Genomic DNA, 19,344 nt, shown 5'->3' on the forward strand with positions numbered 1-19,344 from the left:
TTGCAGCGTCCGCTCCGCATACACGAGGCGGCTCATCGGATAACGTCTTCAACCGTGGCACCGAAACTGAAGACACTGACCCGTGAGCTGTCCAAGCGCGGCCCGCACCGAGTTCTCCGCGGCAACCTCGCCCTGGCCGGACAGCCGGGTGTCGTGTACACGCCGGAAACCGGTTTCAATCTCCCCGCCGTTGCCTTCGCGCACGGGTGGATGGTCGGGTCCCACAAGTACGAGCAGACACTCCAGCACCTCGCTTCCTGGGGAATTGTCGCAGCGGCGCCCGACAGCGAACGCGGTCCGGTCCCGTCACATCTCGGATTGGCTGCAGATCTTCGAGCGACGCTCGACATCTGCGTCGGCGTGCGACTCGGCCCCGGCCAGATCAGCGTCCAACCCGATCGGGTCGCCTTTGCCGGTCACGGCATGGGCGCGGGCGCGGCGGTACTGGCCGCAGCGCAGCGCGGGGATGTCGGTGCGGTAGCCGCACTGTTCCCGGCCCCGACAGCACCCAAGGCGGAGAACTACGCGTCGAAGATCACAGCGCCCGGATTGATCCTCGCCGGCGAAGACGACGTCGATTCCTTGACCAGCAATGCCCGGCCGCTGAGCGTGGAGTGGGGCGGTCCTGTCATCGCACGTACCGTGAACGACGCCCAAGACGCCGGACTGATCGAAGGCCGCCGACTCCTCGGCGCCCTGGGCCTCGGTGGATCCGAGCGCAAGACACAGGCCGCCACACGGTGCCTGCTCACGGGCTTCCTGTTGTTCCATCTGACCGGCGACAAGAAGTACAAGGATTTTGCTGATCCTGACGTCGAGATTCCGCACACGGCGCCGTTGCTGCCGGTCGAACCTCACTCCGACGCGCGGGCCAGCCAGCTGTTGCGTAAGTAGGAGTCCGTACTCGCCACCGACTCCGGCGGCGAGCACGGCGGCGTCGGCGTCGGCTCTGACGCGGATCGCAGATACGGGCCGGACCTGACCGGCCCATCCGTGTCATTCTCGGCGGATGTCGTTTCGGACGGCGGCTCATGGTGCGATTCCGCGCTCGCTGCGGCCACTCTGCGCTCACGGAAGTCGTCGAGTTGAGAATCGAGGGTTCGACGGATCGCTTCGAACGGCGCGTGAACGGACTTCACAGCGGACCAGCTCCGGCCAACTCAGCGCCCGTCTCTCCGGGGACCACGATCGACCCGTCAGGGACTGTGACAGGCGGCTCCGGGTCCGGCACGGGCGAGACTTCGGCGGTGGTTTCGACCGGCACCTCGTGCTCGCGAATCTCAGGGTCGGGAGTTTCGGGCTGGAGTGTCGCAGGCTGGGACGCTTCTTGCGGGCGCGCCTCGTGCAGCGACATCTCCGGATCGGCATCGAGCACTATTCTCGGCCAACCATTTTCGCTCAACTCCAGGGTGGCCGACACAGAGTTCCCGTCAGCACCTGCAACATCCAGATTCACCCCACGACCGTCGGACGCAATCGAGAAGCCCCAAGTGTTGCCGCCGATCGAGAAAGAGACAGGAGCGGCGGCGACACCTGATGCACTCGGCTCGGCGATCGGAAAGGTTGACGTGAACGCGTCTGTCACCCACTGGGTCGCGGCGTCAAAAGCATGACCAACCGCGCTCGCGCACTCCGCACACGCCCTGTCGAATTCATCGCGAGTATCGAGATACGCCGAAGGAAAAACCGTGTCCAGCCATGGCGCCGCACCACGACCGGTGGAAGCGACGTGAGTCAGCTGGTCGATCTCCCCCGCACCCAGACCGCCGATTGTCGCCCGGTCGAGGCTTGCCACCTTGAAAGCCTTGTCTGCCAAAGCCGTTCGAACCGTCCGCGCGAACTCGTCGGCCAGCGTGATCAACAGTGGCGCCGAATCCGCATCGGACCGAGCTTCACGCCGCGCCGCGAAGGCCTGATCTACGACCGCACCCACGCCGGAAACATTCCACACTGAAGGAAGATTCTCCGCCAGGGTCGTCAGCATCGCGATCTCGGCGACCGAACCGTCCACCGCTGCGGCCATGTCCGACGCATCTCGCATTAGTGCCTCGAAATCGATACCGGCCTCTGCGCGATACGCATCCTCGTAGGACGAAAGCATCCGTTCTTCGAAGCCCAACCGAGAGGCCAGGTCGTGAAATCGATCGAAGAACTGTAGTCCCCTCGCACCAGCATCCAGGATTTCGTCGGGACGCACGCGTGAATCACGCAGTGCAAGAATATCTTCGACGCAATAGTAGCTGTTTGGTACTGCCTGTGCGGTACCGCTCGTCGGTCTCATGAGACCGACCCGCTGGAGTCTCGCAATCGCTGCGCACTCTGACCGTCCACCTCAGCGATCACCTCAGCCGAAGAGGAAAGCCGACGCGCCAACGCATCGAGAAGATCCGCACGGCCAGTCAAGCGAGAATTCAGGACCGCCAATGCCGACGCCAACGCGGCTCCATGCTCGGCGTAATCACGGCCCGAAACGGCACCGCTGAATCGCAAACGCCTGATCGGCTCGGCAGAATCGCGCAGAGCCTGGGCCACCGACACCGCATGGCGCGCCAATTCATCTGTTCCAGCGCGGTCGACATCCACGAGCGCTCCCAAGTTTCAACGGAACCACTCGAACGTCGAGCGGCCTTTGACTCCTTGGACGCAGCAGGGCGCAATTACGTTCCCTCAAAACGCGAATGCCGTAATGAGGGGCTAAACCGAACCGACGATCTCGGCCAACTCGTCGGCCAGCTTCTGCGCGAGCGGAAGTTCGGTGGCCTCGACCATGACGCGGACCAGTTGCTCTGTCCCGGACGGGCGCAGGAGCACGCGACCACCGTCACCGAGGACGCGCTCTGCGTCCGCGACTGCTGCGAGTACCGACGGCGATGCTGCGACTGTCGTCTTGTCCCCGACCTTCACGTTGATCAGAACCTGCGGGAGGGTTGTCATCGTTGCGGCCAGTGCGGATGCCGACTTACCCGTGCGAGCCATGCGTCCGAGCAGCCGGAGGCCGGTGAGAATCCCATCGCCCGTGGTGCCGAACGCCGGCAACACGACATGGCCTGACTGCTCGCCGCCGAGGCTGTATCCGCCCGCGCGCAGTTCCTCCAAAACGTAGCGGTCACCTACGGCAGCAGTCACGATGTTGATACCGGCCTCGCGCATCGCGATGTGCAAACCGAGATTGCTCATGACAGTCGCGACGAGAGTGTTCTCGACCAACTCGCCGGCGTCGTTCATCGCGATCGCCAGAACTGCCATGATCGCGTCACCGTCGACCACCGCTCCGGTCTCGTCGACGGCCAGGCAACGGTCGGCGTCGCCGTCGTGCGCGAGGCCTAGGTCCGCCCCGTGATCGACTACGGCTTTCTGAAGATTCTCCAGGTGCGTCGATCCGCAGCCGTCGTTGATGTTGAGGCCGTCGGGATCGGCGCTGATCGCGATGACGCGAGCGCCAGCTGCCGCGTAGGCAACCGGTGCGAGCGCGGAAGCAGCGCCGTTGGCGCAGTCGACCACAACGGTGAGTCCAGCGAGTGGCTCGCTCGCCGCGCTCGCCAGATGCGCAAGGTACAGCTGAGCGGCGTCGTCGACCGTACGGACGCGGCCGATCCCGGCACCTGTCGGTAGGACGGGCGGTGCAGTGCCGTCGAGTGCATCCTCGATCGCCACCTCGACAGCATCATCGAGCTTGTGTCCACCGGCTGCGAAAATCTTGATTCCGTTGTCCGGCATGGGATTATGCGATGCAGAGATCATGACACCGAGACTGGCGTCGAGCTTTGCCGTCAAGTATGCAACTGCCGGAGTCGGAAGAATACCCACGTCGAGCACGTCGACACCCGCGGAACTCAATCCTGCGGTCACCGCGGCTTGAAGCATCTCACCGCTGGCGCGAGGATCGCGGCCGATCACGGCGGTCGGACGTGCGTCCGAGGTGTCGGCTGTCAGTACGCTCGCCGCGGCAACTGCCAATCTCAATGCAAGATCTGCAGTCAGATCCGAATTGGCAAGTCCACGAACACCGTCAGTACCGAACAACCGACCCATAGAACGACTCCTGAATCCTGTGAACCTCGAGAAGGGAACTCGAGAAGGGAATTTCTCCGAGAAACACAAGAGCGAGCGTCCGGTAACGATGGACGCCCGCTCTTGTGGTGAACAGGTGCCGAAGCAGACCCGTCGGGTCAACCTCGGCAAAGCATCAGCGCTTGGAGTACTGCGATGCCTTACGGGCCTTCTTCAGGCCGTACTTCTTACGCTCGACCGCGCGGGCGTCACGCGTCAGGAAGCCTGCACGCTTGAGGGCCGGACGATCATCAGGGGTTACCTCGATGAGTGCGCGCGCGATAGCCAGACGCAGTGCGCCTGCCTGACCGGACGGGCCGCCACCGTGCAGCAGTGCAATGATGTCGAAAGACTCGGGACGCTCGACGAGCACCAGCGGAGCCTTGATCAGCTGCTGGTGAACCTTGTTGGGGAAGTAGTCCTCCAACGTACGACCGTTGAGCTTGAACTGACCGGTACCGGGAGCCATCCGGACGCGAACGACAGCCTCCTTGCGGCGACCGACGGTCTGGACCGGGCGATCGAGGACGATCGGTGCGAGCGTAGCTGCAGCAACCTCTTCGACGACCTCGACTGCGTCAGAGACAAGCTCTTCCACTGCTTCGATGTTCTCTTCGGACACGTTCTGCTCTTCCGGCGATGTCACTGTGCGACCTGCTTGATCTCGAACGGCACCGGCTGCTGCGCGGTGTGGGGGTGATTCGGGCCCGCGTAAACCTTGAGCTTGCTGCTCATTGCGCGGCCGAGCTTCGTCTTGGGGAGCATGCCGACGATGGCCTTCTCGACGAGACGATCGGGAGTCCTGTCGAGGACCTCACCGACAGTGCGGGACTTCAGGCCACCCGGGAATCCGGAGTGGTGGTAAACGTTCTTGCCCTGCAGCTTGTTGCCGCTGATGGCAACCTTCTCTGCGTTGATGATGACAACGAAGTCACCACCGTCGATGTGCGGCGCGTAGGTGGGCTTGTGCTTGCCACGCAGCAAGTTCGCTGCCTGAACGGCAAGACGGCCGAGCACCACGTCAGTGGCGTCGATGACGTGCCACGTGTGGGTCACATCTCCGGCCTTCGGGGTGTACGTAGACACAGATCTTCCTCGTCTTAATTCATTCCACTGCTGACCATGTGCGTATCGCGTAAACGATCCTCGGCGGCCAGTTGAGACCCGAGAACCGCCGGTCTCCACGCATTTCTGCCGGAGCCCTACGGCACGCCACCGATAGACGATACCGGTCTACCCGCTGCCAGGTCAAAGCGCAGCCATTCCTGCCAACAGCATCATCGTCCAGCACAGCGATGCGAGCGATCGACATGCGCCTGCCCCGGCAACCTGACGGTACCGGGGCAGGCGGGGTGTCATCACGGCATGGGATGTTGTCAGCGACCGAACCCGTTTGCGGCGATCCGATCAGCTTCCTGCATCTTCTCCGAGCCGCTCGCCGTCGCTCCGGCGATCTGCGCGAGAACCATGTTCAGTTCTTCGGAAGCCTGGGCCCAGCGACGCTGTGCGTCGTTCCACGCTTCGGAACCTGCCCCTTCCCAGCCTGCTTGCAGCTTGTCCACGACAACCTTGATGTCGCCCTGTTTGTCGTTGATCGCTTTGGCCTGCTGTTTCATCTGATCGGACAGCATTGCGAGGCCGCCGAAGTCGTACTTGATCCTGTCGGACATAACTGCTCCCGGTTCGGTGTGACTGGAGAGAACTTGTGAGAACTAACTTGTGAGAACTACTGGCTGAGGATTGCTTGATCGGACGATGAAGAGCTGGCGGTCAGGACATGTTCACCGTCGCGCCGCGAAGCGAGCTGACGTTGTCGTCTTCGGTCGAGTCGAAGGTTCCCGCGGCCTGTTTGATCTGCTCGCAGATGTCGGTCAGAGCTGTGTCCAACTTCAGGGCCGCGCTGTTGTATCGCTCCATGATTCCTGCGTATTCGACCTGCGCCGCACCGTTCCACGAATTGTGCGAAGCGTCGGCCTCCGACCGAACAGCGTTGACCAGCCCCCTGATGTCACCGAGATGTCCGTCGATGGTCCCCGCCGAATCGATCAATTCAGCGGTAGTTGCGGTAAAGCCCATGTCGTCCCCCTGGATTCGGTGAGTACCGTTCGGTATCGGCGATCACACACAACGGGCTTTGTCCGTCGGATGTGCACCGGGGTCGAGCGGAACTCCCTGATGTGCGCTACACATACTTTGACGCGACCTTCGTACCAACGGTTCCGGCCCGACCGAAGAATATTTTCAGAACCGACCGATCCGGTCACGGTGTGAATTCGACCGACTGCCACATCCGCAGGCAGTCCGCTTCGAGACTGCCCCACTCACCGACCAGATACTGGCAGCCGATACTCACTTGCCGTCCGTTGTCGACGTACACGCGCCAACGCACCTCGGAGAAATCGTCCGGAAACTCGACGTACACCACTGCCCGTTTTCCTGCGGCATCGTCGAGCACAGCAAACTCTGCGAACCGCAAGGGGTCCTCGAACGTCGAAAACTGCTGACGCAAAACAGCTTCGACGGAATCGAATCCCACACCTTCCGCAAGACGTTTCTCGATGACCACGATCTTGCGATCCGCACCCGAACCGGGTACCAAATCGGTACGCCCGCTCGAGGTCCCTCGCGACAGAAGCTTCCAATCGGAAGGCAATTCTGCCGCAACGCTTCCCACGTCCACACGAGTAAGTTCCGGCGTGGCCCCGGACTCGATCGACGAGATCGAAGTCTTCGGTGCAGGCGTTTCCTGCTCTTTCGACGCCTCCACGATCTCGACTTCGACTTCCGCCGTGGCTGCGACCGACCCCGCCAACCGAGAATCGCCTCGATCGCGAGTGGACACCACGACCGTTGCTGCGACCGCACCGGCGACGGCGACCACCGCAAGCGCCGCCGCGAACCATCGACGGCCTCTTCGCCGCCCGCCGACGCGACGCGGCGAAGAGGCATTCGAGTCCGCGCCAGAAATCGACTTCGCGCCATCCGTATCGCCTACCCACCCGGCGCCGAAAGCCGAATTGTCGACGATTCGTCCCGAACTGTCCCGCGCGGTTGTCTGGCGAACGAGCGTCTGAGGATCCACCAGAGACGCAGCCACCCGGCTCTCGTCCAGAATTCGGATGCTCGCGTGGCCGTGAACATTCGTCGACCCCCGTTCGAGCGAAGCCGCAACAGCATGAGAGCTCGGCCCGACCAACACCACGGCGTCCCGAACCGATAGATCCCCGATTGCGGAAAACAACCCCGCAACGTCTGCGATCTCCGAACTTTGTGTTCCGTCGATTCGGAGTTCACCGTCGACCTCAGCGACAACAGAAGCGACCACCGTTCCGCCTCGCAGTTCGAGGACGACACACCGCGATCGCCAAGCCGTATGAGCCGACCTCGCCGCCGCGATCGACGTCGGAACGAGTACGACGTCGTGCGCCACTCGACGTGCGGCATCGAGCAATCGCCGCCTGCGTGGGGCACCCCAATCCGAGGGATGACTGAGATGAAGAATGTCTGCGTCGACGATTCCGCACCCGTCCATCGCACTGGAGATCAGCCTGGCCACCTCCAAGACTGTCGGGACAACCCGACCATCCACGTCGACATAATCGTCGTCGATGTAATCGATCGCATTCTTACCGGCCGCACCGGGGCCCGACGTCGGTTCGCGTCTGAGGTCTGCACTGCAACAGAATTCGCGTTGACCCGATACGACCCAGATATTCGATGCACCCCAATGTAACGAGACCGACACTGCGGACGGAGCGGTCACAGCGGTGGCATCCACGGAACTTGGACAAGTTGGGTTTGCGAGCGGGAAACGTAAACCCCACGGCCTTCCGGCATCGCCGACGCGCGGACAGTGCCGACGAGATTTCCCTCGTCACGACTTCCGCTCATGATCAATCCGGCCGGCGCCATGTCGCGAATTCTCGCAATGACCGGCTCGTACAGTGCTCTGGCCGCACCACCGGAACGGCGGGCAATAACCAGGTGCAAACCGATGTCCTTGGAGTGCGGAATGTATTCGAGCAACGGCGCCACCGGATTTCCACTCGGTGTGGCCACAAGGTCGTAGTCGTCGATCAGTACGTAAATCTCCGGCCCACTCCACCACGACCGTTCCCGCAATTGCTGCTGCGTTGTTCCGGCGTTCGGCATTCTGGCAGCGACGATCCGAGCCAAGTCGACCATCAACTCACCGAAGGTCGTCGACGACGCCGAGTACCCGCCGAGGTGATTCCCTTCGACCACGCCCAGCAGGGAATGCCGATAGTCACCGATGATCAGCTTGGCCTGGGCCGGTGTGTTCGACGCGATGATCCCTTCGGCTATTCCACGCACGAGAGATGTCTTCCCACACGCGGTGTCGCCGAATATCAACAGGTGCGGGTGTTCCCGGAAGTCCATGTACACCGGGGCGAGGTCGGTCTCACCGAGCCCGATCGGCACGGTGAGGCACCGACCGTCGGCCGCACTCGGTGAGGGCCACCGGGTCCCGACAGCTTCGAGAAGTTCTGCCCGCGAGTAGGAATCCGGGAGCATCCGCACGGTGGGTGCCGGACGCGAATTCGACATGGCTGCAATACGTTCGACCGTCGCCACCACAGCCGTACTCGAGTTCTCACTACCCGGTAGGCCGTCGATTCGAGGTAGTCCGGTGAGAAGGTGGAGTCCGTCGCGAGTGATGCCACGACCCGGTCGACCTTCCGGCACCAGGCCGGCTTTCCGGCGACCCGCATCCGAATCTCCCGGATCACCCAAACGAAGTTCGATGCGAGTACCCAGTTGATCCTTGAGTGCCGGCCGGATCTCGGCCCACCTCGACGTCGTGACGATCACGTGTACACCGAAGGACAAACCTTGACCGGCGAGCATGTTGATCTGGGGCTCGAGTGATTCGAAATCCGAACGAACGCTTGGCCAACCGTCGACGACGAGGAAGACGTCACCGTACGGGTCCTCTCGGAGTCCCGCAGCCTCACCTTCCCCGGTGGGATCAGCTGTTCGCAATCTACGGAAATCGGCCATCGATTCGATGCCGAGGTCACGAAACAGTCGCTCCCGTTTAGCGACCACACCGAGTACCTCGGCAACTGTGCGCCGGACGCGGTCGGAATCCAAGCGGTTTGCCACCGATCCGACGTGCGGCAGATCTTTCAATCCGAGGAGCGTTCCACCGCCGAAGTCGAGGCAGTAGAACTGAATCTGTTCCGGCGTGTGCGTCATGCTCAGAGACAAGATCAACGTGCGCAACGCCGTCGACTTTCCCGACTGCGGGCCGCCGACAATCGCGAGGTTGCCAGTCGATCCGTTGAGATCGGCGACGAGTAGATCGCGGCGCTGATCGAACGGCCTGTCGACTATGCCGAAGGGTGCGCTCAGATTTCCGCGAGGTTGATCACCGGTCGCCCACCGCGGCAACAACTGGTCAATCGTCGGAGATGACTCGAGCGGCGGGAGCCACACTTCATGCGCACGTGGACCGTGACCGCGCATGCGGTCTACGAGGACTCCCATGAGAGTACGTGCATCGTCACCGATTTCACCCATGTCGACGACGTCGGGCTCGACGGGAACGACAACGGCCTCTGGTCCGATCACGGGCTTCGCGGTAAACGGCAGCGGCGCCAGTTCGACGGGGGAATCGACCGAGAATCGAGTGGGCACGATCCGCTCGCCCTCGTACGGGCCTGACACGTACGCACCTTGGAAGCGAACGATCTCAGCAGAATCGGACTTCAGGTATCCCGCACCGGGTGTGCCCGGAAGGTGATAAGCATCGGGAACGCCGAGGACGGAACGAGACTCATTCGCCGAGAACGTTTTCAACCCGACGCGATACGAAAGATGGCTGTCGAGACCCCGAAGCTTTCCTTCGTCGAGTCGCTGACTGGCCAGCAGCAGGTGAATGTGAAGTGACCTGCCCAATCGCCCGATGGCCACGAACAATTCGGCAAATTCCGGCTGCTGACTGAGCAGTTCGGAAAACTCGTCGACAACCACGAAGAGTGCCGGCAAGGGATCTAGTGCAGCGCCGGCCAGCCTCGCCTTCTCGTAATCGGACACGTTTGCGAAGTTTCCTGCCGCACGCAACAGTTCTTGTCGACGATTCATTTCGCCGGCGAGCGCGTCCTTCATACGATCGACCATCGCCAATTCCTCGGCAAGGTTGGTGATGATCGCAGCAACGTGCGGCGCCTCCTCGAGGCCGAGAAAGGTTGCACCGCCTTTGAAGTCGATCAGGACGAGGTTCAGTGCGTCGGGAGAGTGGGTCGCGATCAGGCCGAGCACCAAGGTTCGCAGGAACTCCGACTTGCCAGAACCGGTGGCTCCGATACACAGCCCGTGCGGACCCATACCGTTCTCGGCCGACTCCTTCAGATCCAGTTCGACGGGGTTTCCGTCTTGTCCGACACCGATCGGCACACGGAGTCGGTCGCGCCCCTGACGTGGAAGCCAGCCATGCTCAGGATTGAACCTCGCAACGTTTCCTATCCCCAACATCTGGCTCCACGTCCGAAGGGATCGGTCGTCGTCAGCTGCGTCGACGGCATTCTGCGATGCCGCACGGAACGGTGCGATGCGACGGCCGAACGCCTGCGCCAGGCTCGTCGTCGCAGCGTCAGGCCTCGCAAAGTTCTCAACTCCTGCGCTGCTCACCGCGCCGATCTGATCGCTACCGACGACCAGTCGCAACCCACGCGTCGCCACCAGCCGCGGGCAGAACCCGCAGAGGTCGAGGACTGTCACCGAGTCGAGCCCGGATTCGGACAACAGGCCGGTGTCACCTTCGAGTAAGCCACCGTCCACGACCAGCACGAGATGCGGAACGCCCGCACTGGCTGGAGTGTTGCGAGCGAATCGAGCACGCATCGAAAGCGGTTCCCCGAGGGAACTTTCGAATTCGAGATACGAACCGAACACCATGCGTGCAGTGCCGGTGCCGTCCTGAGACTGCGGGTGTTGCACGTGTGGGAGCCACTTGACCCACTCCCACTCGGATTCGGTATCGGGACCGCACACCACCGCAACTTGGAGCGTGTCCGGACCGTGGAATGTGCACAGCTGCATCAACATCGAGCGGACAAGCGCACGAGCGGAATCTCTCTGCCCCTCGATGGACATCGCAGCAAATCCGCGAAGCGAGACGGCGGTCGGCAGGTCCTGCACAACCGAATGTGCACGGACGAATCGCCGAAGTGAGACAGCAGCGACGGGTTCGAGATCCTCGACCGGCCCGGTCTCCGGAGACACGAGTCTGGTGGCCAATCGCTGTGTACCCAGACCGACCCGAACGTGGCAGTAGTCCGAGTCGGTGATCTGACGCTCCCACATCCGTACAGTCCCGGCCAGTGTCCAGAGCAGCGACGGCTCGGGATTGCTCCACTCGAGAGCAGCACGCTGCGCACCAGACGTCGCAGCAACATCACTACGCATCTGATCCAGGTACCGGAGGTAGTCCTTGCGGTCCTCGTTCGCTTCGGACGCTCTTGCTCCACCGCTACGACCGCCCCCGGCGAGCATTCCGAGCATCGACACCATCATCATGACCGGAAACAGCAGGGACATCGGATTGCGCGCCATGCCGGAAGAGAACATCAGCGCCACCATGCCGATCATGGCAACCACCATGATCACCGGAAGTAGTTTGGTCAGTAGGTTTCCCGGCGTGACGCGAGGTATCTCCGGTGGGGGCTGAAGCGTCACCTCGCCGCCCGGTGTGCGCGGCGATTCACGGCGTGCTCGACGCGCAAATCTGACAGTGCTCAATTCACCCACCCCCATCGGTGCTGCAGCTGTTGCCGCCAGGCGCCTCGTCCGACTACCGCCGGCCCCCCCAAGGCGTACTCGCGCAATTGCAAGAGAGTAGATCACAACACCGACACTCGGGTCGGTGCCACCTGTTGTCGGCGCTGTCTCCGATACAGGCGCGCAGTTCATGTCGTATTGTTCGGGTGAACTGGGGTGACGCGAAGGGGGAATCGCGTCATGGGAGGGGACAGATCTTGACCAGCACCACTACAACCAGCGCTGCGAACACCGGAAACGGACGAGGCGCGAGTCATTCTGCCGAACTGTGCAGGTTGACGGTACTTTCAGCCCATTCGCAGGTGGATCTTGCGGTGCCGCTTCGTGTTCCACTCACCGTGGTCATTCCGGGCATTGTGGACACAATTGTCAACCACAGCAATTTCAACGAGTTCGACCACACCACCGAACAATTCGAGCCCGTCGACTGGACTCTGTCGAAAGTCGGCAGGGCGCCGCTGGCACCGACGCTGTCGCTGCACGAGCACGGAATCCGCGATGGAGAATTGCTCGTACTCGAGGCCTCGGTCACCGCTGCCCCGCCCCCACTCTTCGACGACATCATGTACACCGTCGCGGCCACGGATGCGGACGTCTACCGACGCTGGACTCCGGTCACCGCGCGCATTGTCGGCTCGACCGCCGCCCTCGTCGCTGCGCTCGTCGCGGCCCTCGCCCTGGTCCTCGGCGACACGGGACTGATCGGCGCCGTCTGCGGCGGAGTGACGTCTTTGGTGCTCACAGTCGCCGCCGTCGTGGCGGCGCGGGTGTACGGAGACTCTGCAAGTTCCGTCACGCTCGGATGCGCTTCGGTGCCACTGGCGTTCATCTCCGGCGCACTCTGCGTGCCCGGCACTGTTCTTTCGGCTCATCTGCTTCTCGGTTCGGCATTTGCCGCTGCGGTAACTCTGATCTGCTTCCGCTTGTGCGGCGCCGGATTAGCTGTCTTCACCGCACTTCTCGTCGTCCTTCTCGCGGCGGTGGGCACCTTTGCCGTCACTACCACGCTTCCCGGGGCGCGCACCGCGACCGTCAGCGGCGCGGTGATTGCCGCCGCATTTATCGTTCTCACGTTCACCGCTCGACTGTCGATGTTGTTCGCGCGACTACCGCTTCCCCCTGTTCCGACGCCGAGTAATCCCCTCGACGACGACCGCGACGAACTGCCCGAACCCGAACTACCCGGGCTGACCGAGTTGGCCGAAAGGGCAGGGCGGGCGCGTAACTATCTGACCGGGCTGATCGTAGCCACGTCAGTGGTCGCGCTCGTCGCTGCCGTCGCACTCGCGTGGTCCTGGCCTGGTCAGGGGATCGTCTGGCCGAATCTTGCTCTCGCATTCGCGACGGCCGTCGTGCTGATGTTTCGCGGGCGCACCTACGCGGGCGCACAGCAGGCTGTGCCACTCATCGCGGCAGGCATCTCGGTGATTCTCGTTCTCCTGGGCGACATGGCATGGACCCATCGCGACCATGCATTGGTCGTCTTCGCCATCACGATGACCGTTCTCCTCCTGGCACTGATTCTGGGAATCCTCGCCCCCCAGAACACATTCAGCCCCGTTATGCGACGCGCTGCCGAGCTGTTGGACCTCGCTGCGATTGCAGCAATCGTTCCGCTGATCTGCTGGGTCAGTGGCCTCTTCGCGCTCATGCGTAGCCTCTGAGCGATCGGTGATCGATGGTGATTCGACGTGCAACAAACATCTGCGCCAGTCTCGTGATCGTCGCCTTCAGCGTTCTCGCCGGGGCAGGTGGCGCATCGAGCGCGGTTCCCTCCCCCATCGATCCTGTAATGCTGCCGGAGGACGGTCCGCCCGCACCTCCACAACCCACCGAACAACGAACCCTGTGCGTCCCAGCCGTGGCAGGTGGTGACGATGCGGACATTCCACGTTCTCAACGAGATCTGGGATTCGATTCTGTGTGGCCGATCACCAGAGGGGCAGGACAGCGAATTGCCGTCATCGACACCGGTGTCAGCAGACATCCCCGGCTGCCATCGCTCGACGGCGGCGGTGATTACGTCGGTACCTCCGACGGCACCGACGATTGTGACGCACATGGAACAGTCGTGGCCGGTCTCATCGCCGCCCAGCAAGTCGAGGGTTCCGGATTCTCCGGAGCTGCGCCTGACGCACAGATAATTTCGATCAGGCAGTCCAGTGCCGCCTTCTCGGTGGCCGGCCAACGCGAAGACCCTGCTGCAGCCGAGAACTCATCCGGGTACGGAAACGTCGACACCATGGCATCGGCCGTCCGTCACGCTGCGGACATGGGTGCAAGCGTCATCAACATCTCCGAAGTCGCCTGCAAGCCTGCCGGGGACGGGATCAACGACCAACGACTCGGCGCTGCAATCGAATACGCCACGATCGCGAAGAACGTCGTAGTCGTCGCAGCTGCAGGTAACGTCGGATCCGGAGGTTGCAAGAACCAGAATCCGCCGCCGGATCCCGTCGACCCCTTAGCCGATCCATGGAACTCGGTTGCGACGATTGCCAGTCCGGCTTGGTACGACGACTATGTCCTCACGGTCGGGTCGGTAGACCCCAATGGCGCCGCCAGTTCCTTCAGCCTCGGCGGTCCGTGGGTCGACGTGGCGGCGCCCGGCACCGGAATCACCTCACTTCACCCGACGTCGCCCGGTCTGACCAACGGGGTGTACGGCTCCGACGGCGCCGTACAGTCGTTCAACGGGACCAGTTTCGCTGCGCCCTTTGTCGCGGCGACCGCCGCACTGGTCCGGTCGGTTCACCCGGAACTGACGGCGCTTCAGGTCATGCAACGTATCGAAGCCACCGCCCACGCTCCGGCGCAGGGTTGGAATCCCTACGTCGGTCACGGCGTCATCGATCCACTTGCGGCAGTGACGGGCGAATTGGCCCCAGGAGAACGCGTCAAGGTCAACCATCAGTCGGTGTCGATCGATCCCCTACCCACGCCGCCGACCCCCGACAACCGATCTCGCGACACGGCACTCGTCGGAGCCGGAACGGTCGGCACCCTCGCCCTACTGACGCTGTTGGCATCGATGCCTCTTCGTCGAGTAATTCGTCGGCATCTTCCCGAACGCCAGAAAATCGATCCCTGAACCGTCAGCAGTGTTCAGTTCACCGGAGCGGCCGGCGCTGTATCGGGGGCGATTCCGTCGTGAGCTATCAGTGCATTGCTCTTCTCGAGCGCGGGGCCTGATGCAAGTAGGTCGAGCATCTGCCAAGGCGCGCGATCAGGCGTTCGCGTCAATCCGAGCGCGCGAGCGGAGGTTTCGTCCGGTACGCCGTACTTCACACCGGTATCGGCTACGTAGAACACTCCGTCGTGCCTGGTGCTGTTCGTCTCGATTCCGGTCGCTTGAACAAATCCGCCGAATCCCTGTTCGACATGGACGTTGTCGAGATTGTCACCCGATCCGTCCGCCTGCGCCAAGGACACCAACTTGCCACCCTCCGGGATCGGAACCTGCAATCCAGCGACAAGTTTCAGCGTTGCAGAACTACTTTCGCCGCCCTCGACTGCAGGTGCGGGAGCCCATTCCAGACAGCCGACAGGTGCGCCGTGATCATCGACGATCTCCGGAACCACCCGCGGCAACAAGTCGACGGCCAGCTCACTCACCGAGGGAATACGACTGATGGCATCAGGGGTGACGCTCGCGATCCCGGTGGCGCCCTGCGAATCCGAAAAGTAGATCAGTTGGGCGAGCGCCGCACCGATCTTCTGGATCCCGTTCTCGAGTACCACGTAGTACTGCGGGTCCGCACCCACCGAAACCTGGACGACGGAGCCGACAGTCTTGTTCTGCAGAGGAAACCGGGGCGCCGATCCCAGTTGGCGGATTCGCGGAGCCTCGATGCGCGGAACTTCGGGAATCGAATTGAGGAATCCGATACTGATCGGTCGCGCCTGTGCTCCTTCCAGGCCCAAAGCCCGCATGATCGCCGGATCGTCCACATCGATTTCCGCTCGCTTCCCGTCGTACACGAGAAAGTGATCGGAACCCGACTTCACCAGGAATGCACGGTCATTCGTCAGATATGTCGTGTTTTCGCCGACATTGGACGAGCCGACCAGGACCGAAGTCGTCAACGATTTTCTCCCGTCGGATCCGACGGAATCGCACACCGTCCACGCGGCGTTGGTAGGGTCGGCCGATTCCGGCAGCGCGGACGGTGCGCCGGGAATGCCGACGAGCGCGCCCCGGGGTTTCGCCTCGACCTCGGATGCCTTGACTATTGCCGGTTTTCCTGGCGAACCCAGAATCAGTCGTGCGGAGGCCAAGTTCAGCACAGGGCGAAACGTACCCTCCATGGCGACGAACATCGCGCCCGATTCCTTTGCAACGACGATCTCTGCATCGCCGATTCTGTCCTGTGGCCGAAACAGAGCGAGTACAGCGCAACCCGCCAATCCCAGTGCAGCGAGGACTATTCCGACGGTGAACGCGCGCGACTGTGATCGCATCGGATCGTGAAGCATCCGCACGTCTCGTCTGACCAGCGCATGTTCCATCCGCCTGACCAAGAATCGGTACCCGTTGACCTGCCAGCGCGTGGTAGGTGTCGCAGCCATCGTTCCCCCCGTGCCTTACATCCCCTTGCGAAGACACAGTACAGTTCCGCTGGGGCGGAAATTTTCGGGTAGTTCGCAGGTCAGGTATCGGGGAGGAACCGTGGACCGATCGCGGTTGAAGCATTGGCCGTCGTCACACAGGATTTCGACGCGCGAGTTCGTGCCGGCACAGATTTTCGGAATCGGTGCGGGCGGAATCGCGATGGCCAGTGGGCTCGATTGGTTCTGGGCGCTGGCAATCGGTTGTGTGGTTGCCGGATCAATGCTGCTTCATGTGGGCGGTTGGTCGGTAATGTCCTGGATTGTCAGGTACTTTCGCTATCTGCACCGCAAGGACGTCGACCGCAGCACGATCGTCAGTTTTCACACTCCCTCCGAGCAGTCCATCGGGCTCCGAGTGGACGGATCTTCGCTCGTCGCTGTCGTCGAGATCGCTCCCCCACGCGACTACCTGACCAGGATCGGCCGTCATTCGTTCGACGCTTCCCACCTTCTGCCCACGGCAGCCCTCGCCAATTGTCTCTATCAGCACGACATCTCACTCACCGGCATCGACATCGTCAGTCACGGATACCGCGCCGCGTCGGGAACGCCTGCCACCGAAGTCTACGAACGTCTCATCGGACCACTACCAGCCACCGCCACCAGAAGTGTTTGGCTTGCACTACGTTTCGACGCGCTGGAGGGTGGTGCAGCAGTCGAACGCCGGGGCGGGGGCGAACAGGGCGCCGGCCGCGCGATAGCTGTTGCCGCCAATCGTGTCATCCGGGTGCTCGATTCAGCGGGGTGCAAGGCGCGGATCCTGACCGCACCGGAGATCGCGTCGTCCACTGCCCAGGTGACAAGAGGAGTGGCCGGCCACGAGGTCACCGAAACGTGGCGAAGTACCCCCTTGCCTGGCGTGTCCAACGTCGGATTTGGGATCGAACCCCGTTTCATCACCACTGCGACCCTGACCCGAGTGTGGGCAGTGGCAACGGTCGGGACGTCCGTGACAATTCGGTTACGACCCACCGGACAACGCGGAGAGGCGAAGGTCAGTGCGACATGTCGCTTCACCACGCGCAATCCACCAGAGAACGCACCGCTGGCCGGTTTGGTCTCGCTACGCGGGCGCCAGCGCGACGGATTGCTGACCAACTTGCCAACCGCATTGGCCGCGCTGGACGGCATCACGCCGGGCGTTCGCATGGACGGGGGCACACTCGACTCACTCGCTCTACCCCTTGCCGGGTGCGGCCAACTCATCGGCTCGGACCGAAACGGGCACGGTGTCGCGGCCAGAATTTCGGGGCCGGGCGTCAACACCGTTCTTGTCGCCGGCGAACTCTATCTGGCTCAGCAGTTGATCTTTCGAGCCATCGCGACCGGCGCACTGGTACTCGTCCACACCGATCGACCGCAAGCGTGGACCGCGCTCACCGACTCGATGGGAGTGCCTGACCGACTCCGCGTGTCCGGGCAGGGCGGTGGGCCTGAGGGCGCCTTCAACACTGTCGTGTTCGACGGCGTCGAGGGGTTGTCTCCGCGTGCCGGCGTGACCGCAATCTATGTGTACGGACATCCACGCCAATGGCCTCGGGTCGACCCTGAAATCTCGATAGTCCAGCCATTCGCACTCGGTGACAAGATCACGGTCGAAACCGGCCGTACACGCGTCGACCTGACTCTGGTGACCATCGCTTCCGAGACATCGTTCATCGGCCGTCCTCGAGCCGGCGACGCTCACCAGATGGCGTGATCGCGTATGTCCAAGATCAGCCGGGATAGGGATCACTTGCACGTTGCATCCGCAATCCGCTTCCCCACCAATCCAATTCACGAATCATCTTCTCGCTTGCATCGATCGCAATCGAATCGACGCCGTACGGCTCGTGTCCGAATTGCTTACGCACCCGGTGAATGGTCACGCTTTGACGCACCGAGACCATGTGCAACTCCGCCACCACTTGCCTCAGTTGCTCGACGGCCCGAACACCACCTGAAATCCCGCCGTAGGACACGAATCCGATCGGCTTGGCACGCCACTCGTGTTTCACCGAATCGAATGCGGTCTTGAGGGCAGCCGGATACCCGTGGTTGTATTCGGAGGTCACGGCGACAACAGCGTCGGCGCGCCCGATTCGCCGGCGGAAAACCTCCGTGGCAGGTGAATCCGAGAAATCCTGGGGCAACGACAGCTCTCTGAGGTCGATCACCGATACGTTCCACGACGGGTTCGCGGTTGCGCGCTCGACAAACCAGTCCGCCACTGCTCGTCCCATTCGCCCTTCGCGGACCGAACCTACGATGACTTCGACGTTCAAAGGTGCCATGAACGTCGATGCTAGCGACTGATCACGCAGTGATCCCGTCCGTGATGAGTGCTGCCAGTTCCCGATAAGCGCTGGCATCGTCCAGACCAGTTGCCCGGTAGACCGCGCGTTGCTGGATCCGAACCATCGTCGCCGCAGCGGCATCGGCGACAAATGATGCGTGTACCTGCCGGAATGCGCCCGAATCGACTCCCTCGACGATGAGCGATCGCACACGATCAGCAGCGATCGACGTGTTCTTCTCGTAGACCTGGCTCGCCGACACCGATTCGGCCAGGTCTTCCATGAACTGACTGGACGCCGCGGACAGCCGATCACCCACTGCTTCGAGATACACCGCGACTCGACGAGTCGGGGCCGTTTCGGCGGCGACTGCACTCTCCACTGCATCGGTCGCCGCCCGGAAGAAGTGCACTGTCACCGCCCGCACCAGATCCTCTTTGCCGGCCGCCACGGTGTACAAGGTGCTCTTGGAGCAGTGCAGACGAGCTGAGATCTCGTCGAGCGTGAGGTGGGCGAAACCCTCGCTCAAGAACAGTTCGACCAATTGATCGAACAACTCTGCCCTGCGCGCAGTCGTCTTGTGAACCAGCCTTGCCATACCCAC

At 62.4% G+C, this 19,344-nt stretch carries 17 protein-coding genes; 4 read left to right on the forward strand and 13 right to left on the reverse strand.

Annotated features, from left to right (window positions below; translation table 11 throughout):
- The first annotated feature begins 54 nt into the window (after nt 1-54).
- Nucleotides 55-894: a dienelactone hydrolase family protein gene (locus G4D79_RS24800; RefSeq protein WP_003941000.1), complete on the forward strand. Its 840-nt coding sequence runs from the start codon at nt 55-57 to the stop codon at nt 892-894.
- Here G4D79_RS24800 and G4D79_RS24805 read toward each other — a convergent pair.
- From G4D79_RS24805 to eccCa, 10 genes are all read right to left on the reverse strand, one after another.
- Complete coding sequence (locus G4D79_RS24805; protein ID WP_214514496.1) at nt 855-1,139, reverse strand: hypothetical protein; 285 nt, start codon at nt 1,137-1,139, stop codon at nt 855-857. The two genes, G4D79_RS24800 and G4D79_RS24805, sit on opposite strands and share 40 nt — an antisense overlap.
- Nucleotides 1,136-2,281 (reverse strand): hypothetical protein, encoded by a 1,146-nt coding sequence (locus G4D79_RS24810; protein WP_214514497.1) that lies wholly within the window; start codon nt 2,279-2,281, stop codon nt 1,136-1,138. Before G4D79_RS24810 ends, G4D79_RS24805 begins: the two co-directional genes overlap by 4 nt.
- On the reverse strand, nt 2,278-2,583 hold the full coding sequence (locus tag G4D79_RS24815) for a hypothetical protein (protein WP_214514498.1): 306 nt from the start codon (nt 2,581-2,583) through the stop codon (nt 2,278-2,280). The genes G4D79_RS24810 and G4D79_RS24815 overlap by 4 nt, the downstream gene beginning before the upstream one ends.
- Nucleotides 2,584-2,694: 111 nt before the next feature.
- Complete coding sequence (gene glmM, locus G4D79_RS24820) at nt 2,695-4,032, reverse strand: phosphoglucosamine mutase (protein ID WP_214514499.1); 1,338 nt, start codon at nt 4,030-4,032, stop codon at nt 2,695-2,697.
- A 154-nt stretch (nt 4,033-4,186) separates the two neighbouring features.
- Complete coding sequence (gene rpsI, locus G4D79_RS24825; RefSeq protein ID WP_007728596.1) at nt 4,187-4,696, reverse strand: 30S ribosomal protein S9; 510 nt, start codon at nt 4,694-4,696, stop codon at nt 4,187-4,189.
- Nucleotides 4,693-5,136 (reverse strand): 50S ribosomal protein L13, encoded by a 444-nt coding sequence (gene rplM / locus G4D79_RS24830; protein ID WP_003940842.1) that lies wholly within the window; start codon nt 5,134-5,136, stop codon nt 4,693-4,695. Before rplM ends, rpsI begins: the two co-directional genes overlap by 4 nt.
- A gap of 290 nt (nt 5,137-5,426) precedes the next feature.
- Entirely contained in the window at nt 5,427-5,720 is a 294-nt protein-coding gene (locus G4D79_RS24835) for a WXG100 family type VII secretion target (RefSeq protein ID WP_003940975.1), read from the reverse strand.
- 100 nt (nt 5,721-5,820) lie between these two features.
- Nucleotides 5,821-6,126, reverse strand: a complete 306-nt coding sequence (locus G4D79_RS24840; RefSeq protein ID WP_003940986.1) for a WXG100 family type VII secretion target — start codon at nt 6,124-6,126, stop codon at nt 5,821-5,823.
- 184 nt (nt 6,127-6,310) lie between these two features.
- Nucleotides 6,311-7,813, reverse strand: coding sequence for a type VII secretion-associated protein (locus G4D79_RS24845; RefSeq protein WP_214514500.1), 1,503 nt, complete (start codon nt 7,811-7,813; stop codon nt 6,311-6,313).
- A complete protein-coding gene (gene eccCa / locus G4D79_RS24850; RefSeq protein ID WP_214514501.1) occupies nt 7,810-11,814 on the reverse strand; it encodes a type VII secretion protein EccCa in 4,005 nt (1,334 codons plus the stop codon). The genes G4D79_RS24845 and eccCa overlap by 4 nt, the downstream gene beginning before the upstream one ends.
- A 236-nt stretch (nt 11,815-12,050) precedes the next feature.
- On the opposite strand from eccCa, the gene eccD reads away from it, so the two are divergent.
- Together eccD and mycP are read left to right on the forward strand one after the other, a co-directional pair.
- Entirely contained in the window at nt 12,051-13,517 is a 1,467-nt protein-coding gene (eccD, locus tag G4D79_RS24855) for a type VII secretion integral membrane protein EccD (RefSeq protein ID WP_214514502.1), read from the forward strand.
- A gap of 14 nt (nt 13,518-13,531) precedes the next feature.
- Nucleotides 13,532-14,944, forward strand: coding sequence for a type VII secretion-associated serine protease mycosin (mycP, locus tag G4D79_RS24860; protein WP_214514503.1), 1,413 nt, complete (start codon nt 13,532-13,534; stop codon nt 14,942-14,944).
- Nucleotides 14,945-14,958: 14 nt separating this feature from the next.
- On the opposite strand, the gene eccB is transcribed toward mycP, so the two are convergent.
- On the reverse strand, nt 14,959-16,422 hold the full coding sequence (eccB, locus tag G4D79_RS24865) for a type VII secretion protein EccB (RefSeq protein WP_054188170.1): 1,464 nt from the start codon (nt 16,420-16,422) through the stop codon (nt 14,959-14,961).
- Between the two features lie 100 nt (nt 16,423-16,522).
- Here eccB and eccE point away from each other — a divergent pair, with 100 nt between their 5' ends.
- On the forward strand, nt 16,523-18,163 hold the full coding sequence (eccE, locus tag G4D79_RS24870; protein ID WP_054188119.1) for a type VII secretion protein EccE: 1,641 nt from the start codon (nt 16,523-16,525) through the stop codon (nt 18,161-18,163).
- 16 nt (nt 18,164-18,179) lie between these two features.
- Here eccE and G4D79_RS24875 read toward each other — a convergent pair whose 3' ends face one another.
- Nucleotides 18,180-18,737: an NADPH-dependent FMN reductase gene (locus G4D79_RS24875; protein WP_003940967.1), complete on the reverse strand. Its 558-nt coding sequence runs from the start codon at nt 18,735-18,737 to the stop codon at nt 18,180-18,182.
- Nucleotides 18,738-18,759: 22 nt separating this feature from the next.
- Nucleotides 18,760-19,338 carry a TetR/AcrR family transcriptional regulator gene (locus tag G4D79_RS24880; RefSeq protein WP_003940885.1) on the reverse strand — a complete coding sequence of 193 codons (579 nt, stop codon included), beginning with the start codon at nt 19,336-19,338 and terminating at the stop codon, nt 18,760-18,762.
- Nucleotides 19,339-19,344: the final 6 nt, after the last annotated feature.

The organism is Rhodococcus sp. WY5 (assembly GCF_018588185.1).
In the GTDB taxonomy this organism is placed as follows: Bacteria; Actinomycetota; Actinomycetes; order Mycobacteriales; family Mycobacteriaceae; genus Rhodococcus_F; species Rhodococcus_F qingshengii.